Raw genomic sequence first — 18554 nt, forward strand, 5'->3', positions numbered from 1 at the left:
CAAAATACGTAATATACTATTTTATAAGTTTCAAAATATACTTAAAACTTTCTCACATCTTTACTTTTAAGGGCAAAATTACAGTGAAGGTGGAACCAACGCCCACTTCCGAGACTAGGTTAATTTGACCTTGTAGTAGTTTCACCAAACGGGAGACGATCGCTAATCCCAATCCTGTACTATCGGGGAGATAGGGACGATCGCTAGCACTTACGCGAAAGTAGGGTTCAAATATCTGGGCTTGGTTTTCGGGTGCAATGCCAATTCCTGTGTCAGAAACTGCGATCGCCCATCTCTGGTTCTCCAACACCTGACACATTATAATAACAGTCCCCGCCTCTGTGTAGCGAATTGCATTACTAATAAGATTTGTGACAATCTGTTGAAACTGAAAAGCATCTGTGAGCAATTCTTTGGGAACGCGATCGCAATCTACTACAATTTTTAAATTTTTACCACCAGCTAAAGGTTCCAACATTTCACACACATTATTGATTAATTCACGCACATCGGTGGGTGCTAGTTGGAGTTTTATCTGCCCGGCATCATACCGCGAAAGTTCTAATACATCATTAATCAGGTGGAGTAATTGTCTACCATTGCGTAGTACGCGCTCAATATGTTCTAGATTGACAGAAGTGCCTTTTAGCCGAGTTTTTCGTCGTTCTTGGCGTAAAAACAAATCCGAATAACCAATAATGGAAGTTAAAGGATGTTTCAATTCATGGGCTAGTTGCGAAAGATACTCTTGATTAGCGCTCATTAAGCGCGTGAGTTCTTCATTATGGAGTGTTAGTGATGAATGCAATTGCTGTAAATCTCGCAACCGCTCCTCAACATAACTCTTGAAACACCGAGCGATCGCTTCGTCTATGATAGCGTCAATCAAACGCATCGAACGAATTATCTGTACAGGTGTTCCCACCAATAAATCTGATTGGAGAGCATCAAATATTACTGTTCGCAGCAAATGATATTCTCTGGCAATTTCTGCTGGATCGAAGCCTTGTTCGGCTCGAATTGCTCCATGCTGAAAACTGGCAGTAACCATTGACTTAATATCATTATCGTGAGATTTTGAAAGCACCGTTACCATTGCTTTTAAAACATCAGGGATATGATCCTTAATTCCTGTATAAGATAGGTCATCAGCACTTTCAATCCGTCTATCCTTACGAACTGCTGCAATCCATTTATCTATGATGCTGTCCGTTTTTTCAGCCAGTACTTGACTAAAATCCATTTTGTTAAGTTGGGCTAGGAGATAGATGAGTAAACTTCCATATGCAATTAGTTTAGCGAGTGCAGCGAATATTTACCAAATTTACCGATATAGCTCACCTACCAAAAGGAAGAGATATTATTTGGTTATTTTAATTACTGGATTAACTAGCCGGATGTAAAACTTGTAAAGAATAATATAGATTTGTGAAGAAATGTTAACTAAGCAGGTAATAAACTTGATGCTTGACTTAATTAGCTGTCTGTGAAATGAGTTTACCTACAAAACAACTAAAATAATTACAAAAAAATTATAAATTTTATTAATTACCGAAAAGTAAAGCGCTTGATTCCGGTATTAAAATAAACAACAGATATTATAATCTAGATAGCTTTTACTGAGCATCGATGTTATATTGTGGATAATCCCGTATCTATTTAGAGTAAGTCAGCCTAATTCAGCGCATCACAGTGCGTGGCGTTGGAGCGGAGGAACCAAATTGTGGGGCGTATCTCATAGAAAGTGAAAAGTTCAGAGTTAGAAGTTAGTTTACTAAATACTCAACTCATACCTCATAACTTTCTTCAGAAGGGCATCTCTCAGCCCTAGCCCGTCAGCTAACTTCGTAGGCATTGAGAGGAGACTGAAGAGATGGCATTTTTATAATGTTGCGATCTCATCGGTGTCCAAGGCTGGTACTGCTCGATTTTTTGTACCTGCACTTAAATCTGTTGAGGTTGTAAATGATGTTTCAACTAAATTTGGCTGCGATCGCGGCGATCGCTGGACAAGCCGCGTGGAAAAAGGCAAAACCCGTCATCGTTAAAGATGTCTTCATTCTACCTGTATTGGGCTTCTTGGGAATAATTGCGTTGTGGTGGATTGTTGCACTTGTAAACCATGAATTAATGCCCACTCCACCAGAAGCGCTAATCGCTAATCTAGACTACATCTTAAACCCCTTCTATCAGCGAGGCCCAGGCAACTTAGGAATTGGTTGGTTGTTGATCGCAAGTCTGCGCCGGGTATTAATAGGCTTTTTGTTGGGTGCGGTAGTAGCGATTCCTCTGGGCTTTCTAATTGGCATGTCCAGACCGGCAATGCTAGCGCTCAATCCGATTATTCAAATTTTTAAACCTGTATCACCCCTAGCTTGGCTGCCCATCGCCTTAGCAATTTTCAACTTAGCAGATCCTTCAGCCATTTTTGTCATCTTTATTACTTCCTTATGGCCAACAATTATTAATACTGCTTTAGGAGTTTCTAGCGTTCCCAAAGATTATTTAGATGTGGCACGAGTGTTGGAAATGCCACGTTGGCGACGGATTACAAAAATTATTTGGCCTGCAAGTTTGCCGTATATTTTTACAGGTTTACGAATTAGTTTAGGCATAGCTTGGCTGGTAATCGTTGCCGTGGAAATGCTTACAGGCGGTATTGGTATCGGCTTCTTTGTCTGGGATGAATGGAGTCGCTTAAACCTGAGTTCAGTCTTTTTAGCTGTGTTGGTAATTGGTGTAACTGGGTTAATCCTGGATTACGCCGTGGACAAAATCCAAGAATTAGTAACCCACCGCCCTAAAACTTCCAACTAACAAAATTCGGCTGCTCTTAAAACAGCAAGATGTAACGAGAATCTGCGCCTGGAACGTGAGTAATTCATCACCAATGGAGCTATAAGAATGGGTGATATTAACTGGACTCGACGAGATATTATTAAGGGAATAGGAGCAACAACGGCGGGAATGGCGCTGTCCTCTTGTGGGATTTCAGGAGATAGATCGGCTAAAGGATTGACAGAAGAAGCCTTAGCTGTGCAACCAGTAGTTAAAAGCGGCGACCTAGAAAAAGCCGATCTGACAGTAGGTTACGTTCCCGTTAATGATTGTGCGCCATTTGCGATCGCCTGGAAAAAAGGTTTCTTCCGCAAGTATGGTTTGAACGTTACACTCAACCGCGAAGCCAGTTGGGCCACCTCCCGCGACGGTGTAATTTTTGGTCGCCTGGATGCTTCACCCGTGGTATCTGGTGCAGTTACTAATGCCAGAATTGGTGCCGAAGGCGCACGCCACGCGCCATTGTGTGCAGCGATGACCATTCACCGCCACGGTAACGCCATGACAATGAACAAAGCCATGTGGGATTTTGGGCTGCGTCCGTGGTACGAGTATCAAGAAAAATATGGCGATGGTGCTTTAGAAGCCTTTGGGCGCGATTTCCGAGGCTACTTTGACAACGAACCGCCAGAAAACAGAGTTTGGGCGGTAGTATTAAGTTCCTCCATTTACGAATACTTTATCCGTTACTTATCCGCCGCCGCAGGTGTCGATCCGCTTAAAGAGTTTCGCGTGATCATCGTTCCGCCCCCGCAAATGGTGACAAATGTGCGGATTGGTGCAATGCAAGCTTACATGGTTGCAGAACCTTGGAACACAAGGGCAATAACAGGTAACGAAAACATCGGCTTTACTTTCGCACAAGGTAAAGAAGTCTGGTTGGGACACCCAGATCGGCTTTTGGGAGTGATGGAATCTTTCATTGACCAATATCCCAAAACCTATCGTTCCCTCGTCAAGGCGATGATTGAAGCCTGTCAGTATTGCAGCAAAGCAGAAAACCGCCAAGAAGTTGCCGAACTGATTACAGACCGTTCCTTTACAGGTGCTAGACCGAAAAAGAAAGATGCCCCAATCGCGAAATTTACAAGTCCCGGAATTCTCGGCAATTACAACTATGGCGGCTTTGACGGCAAAGACCGCACCATCAAAGCCGCAGACACCACGATTTTCTTCGATATTCCTGACAACCTTCCCAAACAGCCGGGAGAACACTCCACATTCTTATGGAGATCGAGAAGCATCTGGTTGATGACACAAGCAGCACGGTGGGGACAAATTAAGGAATTCCCCAAAAATGCCGAGAAATTGGCCGGGCAAGGTTGGAGAACAGATTTATATCGGGAGATAGCATCTGAAATGGGCATTGAATGTCCCAAGGATGATTACAAGGTCGAACCACCAGAAGTATTTATAGATAAGAAAGGCTTCGACCCCAGCGATCCTGTGGGCTATTTGAAAAGTTTTGCTATCAGGGCTAACGCTCCCACTAACTTCTTCATGTCTTAAATACCAAGTTTAAATATTGACTGATGACTAAATAATTTTGGGAGCATTTGATGATGGAATATACCTCATTACCTATTAATACCCAGACAGAAGTTCTTCCCCGCCCTGGATTTTTAGAAATTGAAAATTTAGTCAAGTCTTATCCGACACCTGATAAAGAGAACTTTGTCGTTTTAGATGGGGTTAATCTGACCATTGGTGAAGATGAATATATTTCTGTAATTGGTCACTCAGGTTGTGGGAAATCGACTCTACTAAAGATAGTAGCTGGTTTAGAAAAAGCAACTTCCGGCTCAGTCAGGCTAGATGGAAAAGAAATCCGTGAGCCGGGAGCTGAAAGGATGATGGTATTTCAGAACTACTCGCTGTTACCTTGGTTAACAGTGCGAGAAAATATCCGTTTAGCCGTAGATGAAGTGTTAAAAAATGCTAATCGGGCTGAAAAAATTAGCATTGTAAATCAACACTTGGCAATGGTAAACTTGACGGCGGCGGCTGACAAATATCCTGATGAAATTTCTGGAGGTATGAAACAACGAGTAGGTATTGCCAGAGCTTTAGCAATTCGTCCTAAAATGTTACTAATGGATGAACCTTTTGGGGCGCTAGATGCACTAACCCGTGGCAAATTAGAGCAGCAGGTATTGGATATTTGGGAAAATAATCGTCAAGCAGTGATGATGATTACCCACGATGTAGACGAAGCAATTTATATGTCCGATCGCATCGTCTTGATGACCAATGGCCCGGCTGCTAGTATCGGAGAGATTTTAGAAGTTCCTTTTGAGCGTCCGCGCGATCGCGCAGCCATGCGAAACTCAAAAGAATATTTTGAACTCCGCAACCACGCCCTAAATTTCCTCGATCGATATTTTGCCCAAGACGAGTAAATTAGATTATCATTTTTTTTAGTGGGTAGCCTAATTCAAATTCATGAAAGCTGGATTTGGAACGGAGGAACCAATGTTTGGGGCTAATCTTACGAGAGACACCTTCCAGTCTTAGCCCGTCAGCTAACTCCGTAGGCAATGGAAGGAACCCCCAAGACTTTGGCTGTAATACAGTTATTATTGGGGTTTCCTTGACTGATTTAAGATTTGAAATTTTGGTTGTCATCGCTCACAATAAAAGCCAAAATCCAAAATCTAAAATTGATCGCCCTGCTTCTCATTGTTAATTCATTTCATTGGGAGAAGTAAAGCTGTGCAAATCAAGCCAATGTTAGCACGTCTGCAAAGTGCCACAGGTCGAAATGACTTAATTGAACAAATGGTACTGCTGCCCGAACCAAAAAAACCTTTTTCTAAAAAACCTCAAAAAGAAAAAGCAGTTAATTTAATTGTTGCTTATGACGCATCTCCTAACAGTCATACGGCGCTAGATATTGCCTTTTGGATTGCCCATCAAACGCGTTTAGCCACTAATGCAGAAGTCACAGTTCAAGCTGTTTATGTGGTAGAAGGCAATTCAAAAAGCCAGCATCTAAATATCTTGAGCTTTCCAGAACAACAGCGTTCATTAGAATGTCAAGTGAGTGAAGTATCAAAGTCTTTCACACTGGTATTAACTCAACCAAAATTGCAGCCAGTGGTAACTCCCCTGCAACAAGCAGATATAATTCTTTGGCAAGCCCGAAGTTTAGCTGAAGAATGGCAGGGTTCATTCAAATCTCATTTGCGCTTTGGCTCCATTTCCACAGAACTTAAAAAAGTTGTTGAATCAGAAGCTGCCGATATTTTGTTTCTCGGTTGCAACTCTCTCAATCATCCGATGATTGAAGCTTTAGGTTCTAATTTTCCCTGTGCCGTTTTGGGTATTCCCAGTTGTATTGATGAATAATTACTATTCAGAATTTCAGTAGTTTTTATCTAATTGTAATGATAGATCGGTCACCTATAACTAGGTGGCTTTTTTTACGATTAAGTAAACAATTAAACATTATTATTAGTTTCTAGAGAGCCAGTCCAGTAAAAGTAGTTGACAAGATGCACAGTTCTTGCAAAGTGTAAAAAGAGGAGAACGACAGGAACAAAAATAAGCAGACAGAGGGGATGGGAGATATTGCGGCAGATGACTTTTAGGCTCAGAGTACCTCGTCCATGTCACACAAAAAGCAACCCTTTTGAGCAAGAAGCCTGGAAAAAAAATAGTAACAGAAGTAGAAGAACTTCAAGCCGCCTACCCAGATGCGGAAATTCAGTGCCAAGATTGCCGAGGGAGGTGGTAGCAAATTTACTGAAGGTATGAACAGTACCAATCAGCCAGGATATACCGGGACTGCTCCACCAAAAGGGCACGGGCCTCACCATTACTATTTCTGGTTATATGCCCTAGATGCAGAGCTTGACCTGAAGCCAAATATCAACCGCGAGGAACTACTGAATGCGATCGCTGACCATGCGATCGAGCAAGCGCGGTTGGTTGGAGTCTATGAGTCCTGACATCTATAGGACTTACGCACACTCTACGAATTCTCGGCGCTCTTCTCTAACGAGACGCTACGCGATGGCGTCTTCTCTGCGAGACGCGAAGCGCGATGGCGGTTCGATAAATTAAGCTTTTTAGCAATTTTTGCGTAAGTCCTAATCTATATAGATAGTTCTAGAAATCCGAGGAGGGTGCAAGTATGGGAGAGATTAGAGATAACTACACACTGCAAGAGCAGAAAAACATTGAGCTTGTTAAGGAGTATATACAGATTGCATACGATCCCAAACGTGCCAGCGCCGAGGCAGTTCGGATGGCCGATTGAGGAGTGTTTAACCCAGAAGGGATAAGGATGATGACATCAACAAATTTCTCTCCACCAAGCGATCGCCTGTTGACAGAAACAGTCTCAGTTACTCTCCAAATTAACGATCGCCTTTACACGGTCGAAATTGAACCGCGTGTGACATTACTCGATTTATTGCGAGAACGGTTAGAACTGACAGGAAGTAAGAAAGGCTGCGATCGCGGTCAGTGTGGTGCTTGTACGGTACTGATTGATGGACGACGGGTGAATTCCTGTTTAACGCTAGCGGTGATGCAGGTGGGAAAAACCATCACCACAATCGAAGGATTAGCACAAGGAGATGAACTCCATCCGATGCAGGCAGCATTTATCCAAAATGATGCTTTTCAGTGTGGCTATTGTACATCTGGGCAGATTTGTTCGGCAATCGGGTTGTTGAGTGAAGGCAAAGCAGACTCGGATGCAGATATTCGAGAACTGATGAGTGGCAATCTTTGTCGCTGTGGGGCGTATCCAAATATTGTAGCAGCAATTCAGTCTGTAGCAGCAAGCGTGAGGGCGGGGGATGCAACCATTTAACTATCTACGTGCATCAGACGCAGCGATCGCGGTGAGAACTGCGATCCAAGACCATCAGGCAAAGTTTATTGCAGGTGGCACAAATCTGCTGGATCTGATGAAGGAGGGTGTGGAAACTCCGCAACAGTTGATCGACATCAATGATTTGCCGCGATCGCAAATTGAGCGCTTACCCAACGGCGGAATTCGCATCGGCGCACTGGCCCGAAATAGTGATGTTGCATACGACGAGAATATTCAGCGACAGTATCCGGTGTTGTCTGAAGCACTTTTATCTGGAGCATCTCCCCAACTGCGAAACATGGCAACCCTTGGGGGAAACTTATTACAACGAACTCGCTGTTATTACTTTACCGATGCTGGATTTGCATCTTGTAACAAACGTATCCCTGGTTCAGGCTGTGCTGCCATTCCAGGTTACAATCGCATTCACTCCATTTTCGGCACCAGCGACTGCTGTATTGCTACTCATCCCTCTGATATGGCTGTGGCCTTAGTTGCCTTGGATGCTATTATTCACACGCAGAACGCCAATGGAACTCGGCAGCTTGCGATCGCCGACTTTTATCTGTTGCCAGAAGACACTCCCGATCGCGAAACCGTCTTGCAACCCGGAGAACTGATTACCGCCGTTGAATTACCGCCGTTGCCCTTTGCGGCTAGATCGCACTATTTGAAAGTGCGCGATCGCGCCTCCTATGATTTCGCTCTAGTTTCTGTAGCTGCGGCTTTGGACGTTCAAGATGGTCAAATTACCGATGCACGGATTGCCTTGGGTGGAGTTGCTACAAAACCCTGGAAAGCAACCGAGGCAGAACGAGTTCTTATCGGTTCACCTGCGAATGCATCCACTTTTGAAGCAGCCGCTCTTGCAACAATCCACGATGCTAAACCACAGCAATACAACCACTTTAAAGTAGAACTGCTGCGGCGATCGCTAGTACAAGCATTTTTTAAGGTTACAGGAGATGAGCAATGAATCCGGTAATTGGAAAAGCAGTCGATCGCGTAGACGGACGGCTAAAAGTGACCGGAGGCACACATTACTGTGCCGAAATGCCGATTCCTAACCTGGTTCACGCAGTCTTAATTAACAGCGCGATCGCCAACGGACGCATTGTGTCCATAGATACCCAGGCAGCTGAAGTTGCTCCCGGTGTAATAGCAATACTCACACATCTCAATGCGCCTCAAATTGCACCTGCACGCGTTACATTAGATAGTGCCAGTCAAGGGGGAGGTGCTGGAGAGCAGTATATCCCGCTTCAAGACGATCTAATTCATTACAGTGGGCAACACATTGGGGTTGTGGTTGCAGAAACTTTGGAGCAGGCCGATCGTGCTGCATCACTAGTAAAGGTTCGTTATGAAGAAGAACCACCTACGGTGACGATGCAAGAAGCAATGGAGCGTGCCTTTCCACCCGATATCGTCCAAGGTGATTTAGTAAAGGGACTGGCAGATGCCGCCGTTCGGATCGACCAGACTTACACCACCGCTATGCAGCACCACAACGCCATCGAACCTCATGGCACGATCGCACTTTGGTCAGGTGATTTCCTGACGTTATACGAACCAACTACCTGGGTTTACGGCATCCGCAATGCTGTAGCTGAGTGGCTGCAAATGCCGCGCGAAAAGATTCGCGTGATTCAGCAGTTTGTTGGCGGTTCCTTTGGCTACAAAGGCCCTGCTTGGACGCACGTAGTACTTGCTGCGATCGCCGCTCGTCAGGTCAATCGCCCGGTCAAGTTGGTTCTAACTCGCCGACAGGAATTTGCCGGGGTGGGCTACCGTCCGCTCATTCAACACCATATTCAGTTAGGTGCAACTGCCACAGGGCAACTGACAGCACTCACGCACCATGCGATCGCTCGCACTTCAACCTTTGATAACCGGGTCGTTGCACCAGTCGAGCGCACCAGTCGCAAAATATACGCTTGCCCGAACGTTACTACTACTTACCGTCTCGCTCCCAGCAATCTTAGCGGCCCCTATACTATGCGTGGCCCTGGAGAGACACCAGGATTGTTTGCCATCGAGTCGGCAATGGATGAACTGGCATACGCCTTACAAATCGATCCAATCGAACTACGCTTACGTAATCACGCTGATGTTGACCCAGAAACGGGAGATCCTTGGTCTAGTAAGTCGCTGAAGGAGTGCTATCGGCAAGGTGCAGAGCGATTTGGCTGGCATCGGCGCAACCCACAACCCGGTTCCATGCGGAATGGCGATCGCCTCGTAGGTTGGGGAATGGCAACAATGGCCTATGATGCTCGTTTTTCTGGGACGACTGCCTCGGCTCAACTATTTGCTGATGGCAATGTCCTAGTGCAGAGTAGTACCTGCGACCCAGGTACGGGTGTCTACACAATCATGCAGCAAATTGCAGCAGATACTTTAGGGTTATCGGTGGCATCGATTCGCTTTGAGCTAGGCGATACCCAGATGCCCGAAGCTCCTGTTGCAGCCGGGTCTAAGACAACTGCTAGCGTTGGGTCTGCGGTATATGCTGCTACCAAATCCCTACAGCGTAAACTGCTCAATCTAGCATTCAACAATCCGAACTCTCCTCTTTACGGGCATACTGAAGCTGAGGTGACGGTGAATAATGGGCGTTGCTACCTCAAGGACAATCCTACTCAGGGACAGACCTATGTAGAAATTTTGCAGCAGCACCAAATGGAATCGATTTCAGCACAGGAACAGGTTCAGCCTGATGAAGAAACCAAGAAATTTACTCACTACTCCTTCGGCGCACATTTTGCCGAGGTACAATTCCATCCAGGATTAAGCGAACTGCGAATCACTCGTTATGTCGGCGCATTTGCTGCCGGAAGGATCGTTAACCCCAAAACTGCCCACAGCCAGCTGATTGGCGGAATTATTTGGGGCATTGGCATGGCATTGATGGAGCAGAGCATCGTCGATCCGCATTCGGGACGAATTGTGAACTCGAATCTCGCTGAGTACCTGATTCCGGTGAATGCCGATATTCCCCCCATTGATGCCTTTTTTGTCGAGGAGGAAGCTTTGCATCTCAACCCGATTGGTAGCAAGGGAATTGGCGAAATTGGTACAGTTGGAGCCGCAGCTGCGATCGCCAACGCGGTCTATCACGCTACAGGCAAACGGATTCGCGATCTGCCGATTACATTAGACAAGCTGCTGTAACAAAAGTGCTTTCAAGACAACTTGTAGTTTTGATAGTTTAATTGATACTACAGGAAAAATTTATGGTTCTTCGTTTGGTATCGTTATTTTGGTGAGATTATGGAGGAAATATTAAGCGAGCCATAATTTCTTAGTTAGTGGCAATAATTATCAACAAATATAGGCAAGTAAAACAGATCCATTTGACATACCTAACTTTATCGGTGACTCTGCTTATGAAGGACGAGTATATCCACAGATTCCTATATATCAGCCCTCCCTCTTCATACTCTTTTTTTGGCAAAGGTATTGTTTGATATTTAGCTTTTTACTCCTTGCTGCAATTATTGGCATTTGGCAAGATCCTCGTTAAAACTGCTGTCCCATAGTTGTTTCACATCAACTTTTGTGGGAATTACACCCGCTTGAAAAAAGGTATCAGCAACCTTTTGCTGAGAAGCAATAGCTGCATCAGAAACAGGAAGTAATTCTTGACGACGCTGTTGTTGTCCTTGCTTGGCATCCTGATAAACAATGTCTTCATCAATATCAATGGTAGTTGCATAATTCTTCGACCATTGCTTGAGATTAGATTCCCGCCAAGTTTGGGATTTCTGCAAACGACAGAGAAAATCAGCGATCGCAACTTTCTTTTGCGGATCGGCGATCGCATTGGGTGAAGCAATAATCACAAAGTTACCGCTCAAAATATCTTTTGCAGATTCCAGCACTCGCGCCCCTTCTTTTTCGGCTTGGGGGATGGAGTAACCGTAGGTAGCCCAAGCATCAAGCTGTCCTTTACGAAAAGCAGCTAGTCCATCGGGTATCGATAAAGGAATTGCATTGATATCCTTCATTGTCAGCCCGGCTTTTTCCAACATCTTAATCAGGAAGTAGTGGGCAGTTGTAGCTTTAACGTAACCCACTTTCTTACCTTTAAGATCGGCGATCGTTTTGGCAGTCGAGTTTTTGGGTACGAGTACAACTTGACCAATCGTCGGCCCTTTGAGAGTGGCAATAATTTTTACAGATGCTTTCGATTCAATCGCAAAAATCGGGGGAATTTCACTAGCTGAAGCCAGGTCAATCGCACCAGCATTGATTGACTGTACCATCAAATTACCCCCAGTAAACTCAGTAAATTGAGTTTGATAAGGGAAATTATCTAGTTTAGCTAACTTTAAACTTAAGTCCCAGCCACCTTTAAATTTAGCAACATGCAGTTGAGTTGTATTCGATACTGCGATTTGGGATGGACTAGGATTAGCAGCGATCGTCGCCGGACTGGTAGACTTAACCTCTGAGCAAGCTGTTGTTGCTACTAACAAGCAACCTAGAGGGAAGAAAAAATTCTGGCGCAGCCAATTGATAGACATGTTAATTTCTGGGTATAAAAAGACAAGTAAGAAAGTCAAATTTTGAATGTGTTGCCGGATTTTAGAGAATTGGTATTAGCTGGGTTGGAGAACTTAGAGTCTAAGTCCAGCCTGTTTCAGTAGTGGTAGAACGCGCTTACCGAAGAAATCAAGATCGGGTTCAAAATCGTAGAAGGCAAGCTGGAAGCCATCGACACCAGCTTTATTGAGTTGCAAAAGTTGTTCGGTGATTTGTTCTGGCGAACCGATTAGCTGCACATTACCGCCGATCGCGCTGCCAACGCCATGACGCAGATTTCCCTTCTGATGCCCCCTCCAGGCGTGTGCATCGCTGCTAACGCCAGAACGTCCAGAAATTGACTGATAATCGGCATGGTCGATTATCGCCTGAGCATATTCTTCCGCCTCTTTTTCAGTTTCACGCACGACAATAAGCGGATTTAGGAGAGTGCGGACTTGTCTACCATTAGCGATCGCCGATTGTTTAACACGGGCTGTATGGGCGGGTAACGACGACAAGGCGCTTTCTATGTCGCCACCAGCCGGACTGGTGATAAATACGATATCAGAATGGCGACCTGCAAACTCGATGCCAGCATCCGAACCGGTGGCGTTAACTAGGATGGGGCGACCATAAAGCGGTCGGGGGCTGATGTAGGCATCCTTAAACTGCCAAGAACTCTGACTTTTGTAAGAAAAATTCTCTGTTTCCGACCAGAGTCGTTTGAGGACGGTGACAAATTCATCAGCGAGTTCATAGCGGCGATCGTGTTCGATTTGGCTCCAGCCGAATAGTTCATGCTCGTAAGCCCGGTGTCCGGTGACAACATTAATTCCCCAGCGACCTTTAGAAATGTGGTCAAGTGTCGCACCAAATTTAGCCAGATGGATGGGATGCCAAGGCCCGTAGAGGACGTGAATTGTTGAGATTAATAGAATGCGTGAGGTAATGGCGGCAAGGGAAGCAGTTGCAATGAAGGCATCTAAACCTGCTTCTGTCCGAGTTGGCCCCTGTCCGCCCTTTGGCTGCCAGGTAGAATAGCCAAAAATCAGGTCAAAACCTAGCTCCTCAGCCTTTTGGGTGAGTTTGGCATTGTAATCAAACGACCAGTCTGTAGTGCGCGGTAGGTTAGAAGAACTCCAACCACCGTGATGAATCGGTAAGAACAGCCCTAGCAGTACTGGCTGCTGGAGAGCTTGGGATAATGGGCTTTGGGGATAGTCTGTTGGAGAAGCGATCGCCTCTTTACTTGCTCTCAAAAAAGTAGTATCAATTGCACTCATAGTTCCTCTCAACGGTTTCGGTTGGCTGCGAGATCCCCGACTTCTGATAAATTGCCACAAGTTAGAAGTCAGGGATCTGAACAAAATTAGAAGAATCCTCGTTGCGGCAATGGTGTACCGTTGATCTCGTAGTCGCCGATCGCACGAGCCTTAAAATGATTTGGGTTGTGTGAGGATAAGGTACGGGCGTTGCGCCAGTGGCGATCGAAGTTGGAGCTTTTCTTTGTTGTTGAAGCCCCACCAACTTCAAACAACAAGGTGGCCGAACGTAGAGCCAAATCATCAACAATCAATTTGGCTTTGGATGCACTCAGAGAAGTTGCCAGTGCCGCAGCCGTCTCTGCTTCTTCACCCTGAGCTTGGGCAGCAGGGAGGCGATCGAGACCATCAGCTGCTGCTAAAACGATCGCTTCGGCAGCAAAGGCATTGGCGGCAATCTGCCCGACAGTCTGCTGCAAGATTGGGTCTTCTGAGGCTTGCTCGGATACAGCATGGTAGAAAGTCCGGGGTCTGTTACGGATGAGGGCTGTAGCATCACGCAGAACGCTGCGAATAATACCGGCGTTGATGGCAGTCAGAAATAATTGCGGGACAATGTTGTAGGGCAGATCGTCTTTGTCTGTGTCTGTCTCAAAAATTACTTCTTCAGCCTCTACACGGACATTCGTGAAGGTGGTCGTTCCCGTACCTGTCAGTCTTTGCCCGAAGCCGTCCCAGTCGTCCACCAGTTCAAGACCCTCGCGGTTAGTAGGAATGAGTATAAACGCTGTAGAACCATCTGGTGCTAACACACGCACAAAAATCAAGTCTGCGTAAAGGCTGCCAGTGCTGTAATATTTCGTTCCATTCAGACGATAGCCGTTGCCATCGGGTGTCAATTTTGTATTCACGACTTGGCGACCACCCGATCGCTTGGCTTCTAGTTCGGTGGAAGCAAGTCCAATAATCGCGCCATCGACAACGGCTTTGAGCCATCGCTGATTCCTTTGGGTGCGCTCAGAACGCAAAATTCGCTCTGTTATAGAGAAATGATTCCGCACAATGTGAGCCACATTTGGGTCAGCGTCCCCCAGCCGAATCACCACCTCGAATAATTCGCGTGCCGTGCTACCACCACCACCTTCAGCAACGGGGATTCGCAATGCACCCAACCGAGAACGCCGGATCGATTCAACCACATTATAAGGAAGGATGCGATCGCGATCGCGCTCACTTGCCCCCAGAGCAATAAAATCAAAAAGCTGCTGGAGTTCCGGCGAGTTTGCTCTTACAGGAGCCGAAAACTGAATTGTCGTATCTGCAAGTTTCTCTGGACTCTTAATCATTAGTTTCTATCTCCGAATATCCTGTGGAAAATCTATGTTGGTGAGTGGTGAGGCAATTGCTATTTCTGGGTGACGCGATAGCACTACAAAGTTGAAGAATGTTTCCAGCCTTGAGGCGATTACATCTGGTAACATATTCAGGCCACCAACTGCACTCGACAAAAACCATTCTTCTGTAAGGGTTTTAGATGTATTTAAGTTTTTTAAAGTACTAAAACTCTACCAAATTACCGTAGTTTGATACTCCCAAATTTTCCCCAAGTTGTCAATCTGTTTTAACGAAAGATTTAGATAAGATTAGAATAAGTGGGCTAGGTATAAAGTAGTTAAGTAACCTTTAGTAATTTGACCATTAAACTTGGTATTAATTAATTCAGCGATCGCATGGAAAAAACGCGCTTTTGTAATGCGATCTAAATTTAGATGACCGGAGTAAGTATTTAAGAGGTTGAGATAACTTGCACTGTTGTATGTTGCATCCCATCGATAAGAGCGATAAACTACTTCACCAAACAAACCTGTTTGCTCAATCTCACTTGTTTTATTAGGGACTTCCTGCTCGCGCAAAGGAGGCTCATCGTCTTTAACCAGTTGAGGAGCTAAACTTTGATATAGCTCCTGTACTTCTTCAAAGAAGCCATTACTAGCATCACTATATACATGTTCATTCCAAAATAGCGCGATCGCTCCTTCAGATGTGAGGGCTTGAGCCGTTTTTTTGTAAGCAATACTTGGGTCAAGCCAGTGGAAAGCAGTCGCCGAAATCACTAAATCAAAAGCATTTTCTTGGGTCACCCAATCCTCAAAAGCGATGTTATGCACTTCTACTCGCGGATAAGCATCCAGATTTTTTTGGGCAACCGTAGCAAGATTCTCACCCAACTCAATGCAGAGTATACGATAACCCCGGCGGGCAAAGGGCACAGTTGCCTGACCAGTACCACAACCAATCTCTAATATCCTTCCGTCTGGAGTGATTTTTGAGAGAGACACCACATCGTCAAAAAGCGCTTCTGGATATCCTGGTCGAACTTGGTCATACAACAGTGCTACTTGATTAAAAGTGGTTCTTAAGTGACTTCTTTCATCTGTCATGTGTTTGTGGTCATACTATAATTTGACAAATGCTTAAGGCTTAACATCTATTGGGGTCAAAGCAGCATACTAGTAGTCTGGCAAGTCAACTTTGCATGGTGGTTAGCAGAGGGGCAGAGGGGCAGAGGGAAAAGAACTTGGTATTTGCCTCTCCTCTGCTCCCCTGCTCCCAGCAATTTTGGGTTGGCGAACTACTAGTAGTCTGGCAACCAAAAAATGCGCTTGTGAGGATTGGGTAAAGGTTAAAGGTTAAAGGGGAAAGGATAAAACACCTTTACCCATTGCCCTTTCTCCTTTACCCCGCCAAGGAAACTTGGCAAACAGTAGCGCAGCTTACACCAAACTAGTCTGGAAGAAGCGGTTAGCCGGACGCGCTAATCCCAAATTTTCGCGCAGTGTCTTACCCTCATACTCTTGGCGGAAAATCCCACGCTGTTGAAGTTCTGGCACAACTTTATCGACAAAATCATTCAGCCCTTCAGGAAGAAAAGGGAACATGATGTTGAAACCGTCAGAGCCTTCCTCAATCAGCCATTGCTCCATATCATCAGCGATCGTTTGGGGTGTGCCGACGAAGGCCAATCCGCCGTAACTGCCAATGCGTTGCGCCAGTTGTCGAATAGTCAAGTTCTCACGTTGCGCTAAGGCTATTACTCTTTCTCGTGAAGAGTGACCAGCGTTAGTCGATGGGATTTCTGGCAAGGGCCCATCTGGATCGAAACCCGAAACATCGTAGCCAAGCGCACTATTTAGGCTAGCGATCCCACTTTCATAATGTACTAGGCTATCCAAATGAAGACGCTTGGCATATGCCTCGGCGACGGTTTCCCCTACAATGACTAAAACACCTGGAAGGATTTTTATGCTGTCTGGGTCACGGCCAATTGCCCGCGCCCGTCCTTTAATGTCTGCAAATAAAGCTTTGCCAGCTTCCAGATTACTCGCAGGTGCAAACACAGCCTCGGCGGTTTCGGCAGCTAATTGCCGTCCGGCTTCGGATGCGCCTGCCTGAACGATTACCGGCCAGCCTTGGACAGGTCTGGCGATGTTCAATGGCCCTCGCACCGAAAGATATTTTCCCTGATGATTCAGAACATGAAGCTTTGCAGGGTCGAAATAAATCCCTGATTCCACATCCCGAATGAAGGCATCATCAGCGAAGGAATCCCAAAGACCCGTGACAACATCGTAAAATTCTCTAGCCCGCCGATAGCGTTCGTCATGCTCTATCTCTTCTTCTAATCCAAAGTTGAGCGCTGCGTCTGGATTGGCTGTGGTGACGATGTTCCAGCCAGCGCGACCGCCACTAATATGGTCGAGAGACGCGAAGCGGCGAGCGATGTGGTAAGGCTGATCGTAAGTCGTGGAAGCGGTAGCTACCAGCCCAATGTGTTCGGTGACGCTGGCGAGGGCAGAAAGCAGGGTGAATGGCTCGAAGGAGGTGACAGTATGGCTGCGCTTCAGTGCGTTAACTGGCATATTCAGCACTGCTAGATGATCGGCCATGAAGAATGCATCGAACTTGCCTTGCTCTAATTTCTGGATAAATCGTTTCAGCGCTGGGAAGTTGAAATTAGCATCAGGCAAAGCCCCAGGATAGCGCCAAGCCCCTGTATGTATGCTTACCGGGCGCATAAAAGCACCTAGTTTTAATTGCTTCAATTTGCTCATTAGTCCTCCGTATCAATGTTTAAAATACAGGTACGTAGGCGTAGCCCGCCGAAGGCATCGTCCCCTTGAAGTATTTATTGATATAATCCTTTAATTTGGGATCGACAACCAATTGATTTAGTTTTTGGATGTTGGGATCGTTTGCTTTTGATTGTACAGTTGCTAAACCCACTGCATAATTTTTGTTAGCCATGCCAATCTCGTCTAACACAATAGGATTTAGAGATACCTTTGCTTGCACAAGGAAGGATGCAGATGTCACAGCTAAATCTAGATCGTCTAAGGCTCTAACAATAGCGTAATTATCTAATTCCTTAATTTGGAGATTTTTGGGATGCTTAATTATATCTTTGATGCTGTAATACTCCCCTGGCTTGTCTTTTAAATTGATTAAGTTGATGTGTTTGAGGAATTTCAAAGCCCGATCTTGATTGCTGTCATCATTAGAAATAGCAATTGTCGCCCCTATAGGAATTTCATTGAGTGATTTTATCTTTAATCGTTTGGAGTAGAGTCCGGTTATGGTGGTATAACTGCGATTTAACATAACAAAATCTGCATTTAGTCTTTTAGCAGCTTGTTTCATAAATGGCTCATGCTGGAAAAAGTTAGCATCAATTTCCCCACTCTTAAGAGCATCGTTAATTTTTACTGAATCAGCGATAGTCACGATTTGAAAATCTAATCCGTGGCTAGAGGCTATTTCTTTTTGAATGAACTTCAAAACATCTTCAGTGGTGCTATTTCGAGAACCGACTTTAAGTACTGCTGTCTTAGTTGATTGGCTGACTAATTGACCCGTAGATGAATTTGGTTTTGGTGTACAACTGGCGAAAAAAATAGATGCGATCGCTAACCCTGTTGTCAGAATAAAATAGCGACGAGCGAGCTTTGGATAAAACATGATATAATTCGTAATTTTTAAGCGATTAAATTGCTAACATATCCCTTTTCCACATATTGCCAGACTTTGCCTCCAGTTTAGAA

The 18554-nt window shown here is 45.2% G+C and carries 17 protein-coding genes, 1 pseudogene and 2 riboswitches; of the genes and pseudogenes, 10 read left to right on the forward strand and 8 right to left on the reverse strand.

All coding sequences use genetic code 11. The features are described 5' to 3' along the window. Positions 1–52 precede the first annotated feature (52 nt). Entirely contained in the window at positions 53–1243 is a 1191-nt protein-coding gene (locus tag V7L01_RS06735; protein ID WP_335033049.1) for a sensor histidine kinase, read from the reverse strand. 418 nt (positions 1244–1661) lie between these two features. Beyond that, a riboswitch (cyclic di-AMP (ydaO/yuaA leader) is annotated at positions 1662–1869 on the forward strand. A 96-nt stretch (positions 1870–1965) separates the two neighbouring features. Here V7L01_RS06735 and ntrB point away from each other — a divergent pair. The 10 genes and pseudogenes from ntrB to V7L01_RS06785 all read left to right on the forward strand — a co-directional run bounded on the left by ntrB (position 1966) and on the right by V7L01_RS06785 (position 10837). Continuing rightward, on the forward strand, positions 1966–2817 hold the full coding sequence (ntrB, locus tag V7L01_RS06740) for a nitrate ABC transporter permease (protein WP_335033051.1): 852 nt from the start codon (positions 1966–1968) through the stop codon (positions 2815–2817). 87 nt (positions 2818–2904) lie between these two features. Then, positions 2905–4347, forward strand: a complete 1443-nt coding sequence (locus V7L01_RS06745) for an ABC transporter substrate-binding protein (RefSeq protein WP_335033053.1) — start codon at positions 2905–2907, stop codon at positions 4345–4347. 53 nt (positions 4348–4400) lie between these two features. Continuing rightward, a complete protein-coding gene (locus V7L01_RS06750) occupies positions 4401–5237 on the forward strand; it encodes an ABC transporter ATP-binding protein (protein WP_335033187.1) in 837 nt (278 codons plus the stop codon). A 17-nt stretch (positions 5238–5254) separates the two neighbouring features. After that, positions 5255–5390: riboswitch (cyclic di-AMP (ydaO/yuaA leader) on the forward strand. Between the two features lie 175 nt (positions 5391–5565). Continuing rightward, positions 5566–6186 carry a universal stress protein gene (locus tag V7L01_RS06755; RefSeq protein WP_335033189.1) on the forward strand — a complete coding sequence of 207 codons (621 nt, stop codon included), beginning with the start codon at positions 5566–5568 and terminating at the stop codon, positions 6184–6186. A gap of 183 nt (positions 6187–6369) precedes the next feature. After that, positions 6370–6547, forward strand: a pseudogene (locus V7L01_RS06760) (winged helix-turn-helix domain-containing protein); the annotation flags it as partial. Continuing rightward, the gene (locus V7L01_RS06765; RefSeq protein ID WP_335033055.1) at positions 6534–6788 is read left to right on the forward strand and encodes a YbhB/YbcL family Raf kinase inhibitor-like protein; all 255 of its coding nucleotides are present in this window, start codon (positions 6534–6536) and stop codon (positions 6786–6788) included. The pseudogene V7L01_RS06760 and the gene V7L01_RS06765, both read left to right, overlap by 14 nt. A gap of 185 nt (positions 6789–6973) precedes the next feature. Next, positions 6974–7099: a hypothetical protein gene (locus V7L01_RS06770; protein ID WP_335033057.1), complete on the forward strand. Its 126-nt coding sequence runs from the start codon at positions 6974–6976 to the stop codon at positions 7097–7099. A gap of 30 nt (positions 7100–7129) precedes the next feature. Further along, positions 7130–7660, forward strand: a complete 531-nt coding sequence (locus tag V7L01_RS06775; protein WP_335033191.1) for a (2Fe-2S)-binding protein — start codon at positions 7130–7132, stop codon at positions 7658–7660. Beyond that, positions 7647–8639, forward strand: coding sequence for an FAD binding domain-containing protein (locus V7L01_RS06780; protein WP_335033059.1), 993 nt, complete (start codon positions 7647–7649; stop codon positions 8637–8639). Before V7L01_RS06775 ends, V7L01_RS06780 begins: the two co-directional genes overlap by 14 nt. Beyond that, positions 8636–10837, forward strand: coding sequence for a xanthine dehydrogenase family protein molybdopterin-binding subunit (locus V7L01_RS06785; protein WP_335033061.1), 2202 nt, complete (start codon positions 8636–8638; stop codon positions 10835–10837). Before V7L01_RS06780 ends, V7L01_RS06785 begins: the two co-directional genes overlap by 4 nt. 323 nt (positions 10838–11160) lie before the next feature. Here the strand turns inward: V7L01_RS06785 and V7L01_RS06790 are convergent, their stop codons facing one another. From V7L01_RS06790 to V7L01_RS06820, 7 genes are all read right to left on the reverse strand, one after another. Further along, positions 11161–12192 carry an ABC transporter substrate-binding protein gene (locus V7L01_RS06790; RefSeq protein ID WP_335033063.1) on the reverse strand — a complete coding sequence of 344 codons (1032 nt, stop codon included), beginning with the start codon at positions 12190–12192 and terminating at the stop codon, positions 11161–11163. Positions 12193–12285: 93 nt separating this feature from the next. Continuing rightward, positions 12286–13476, reverse strand: a complete 1191-nt coding sequence (locus tag V7L01_RS06795; protein WP_335033065.1) for an LLM class flavin-dependent oxidoreductase — start codon at positions 13474–13476, stop codon at positions 12286–12288. Between the two features lie 86 nt (positions 13477–13562). Beyond that, positions 13563–14801, reverse strand: a complete 1239-nt coding sequence (locus V7L01_RS06800) for an acyl-CoA dehydrogenase family protein (RefSeq protein WP_335033067.1) — start codon at positions 14799–14801, stop codon at positions 13563–13565. 6 nt (positions 14802–14807) lie between these two features. Then, positions 14808–14936 carry a hypothetical protein gene (locus tag V7L01_RS06805; protein ID WP_335033069.1) on the reverse strand — a complete coding sequence of 43 codons (129 nt, stop codon included), beginning with the start codon at positions 14934–14936 and terminating at the stop codon, positions 14808–14810. A gap of 162 nt (positions 14937–15098) precedes the next feature. Continuing rightward, positions 15099–15896, reverse strand: a complete 798-nt coding sequence (locus V7L01_RS06810) for a class I SAM-dependent methyltransferase (protein WP_335033071.1) — start codon at positions 15894–15896, stop codon at positions 15099–15101. Positions 15897–16229: 333 nt separating this feature from the next. After that, the gene (locus V7L01_RS06815) at positions 16230–17567 is read right to left on the reverse strand and encodes an LLM class flavin-dependent oxidoreductase (protein WP_335033073.1); all 1338 of its coding nucleotides are present in this window, start codon (positions 17565–17567) and stop codon (positions 16230–16232) included. Between the two features lie 19 nt (positions 17568–17586). After that, positions 17587–18471 (reverse strand): MetQ/NlpA family ABC transporter substrate-binding protein, encoded by an 885-nt coding sequence (locus V7L01_RS06820; protein ID WP_335033075.1) that lies wholly within the window; start codon positions 18469–18471, stop codon positions 17587–17589. Positions 18472–18554: the final 83 nt, after the last annotated feature.

Origin of the sequence: Nostoc sp. (assembly GCF_036917095.1) — a bacterium.
Classification (GTDB): Bacteria; Cyanobacteriota; Cyanobacteriia; order Cyanobacteriales; family Nostocaceae; genus Nostoc.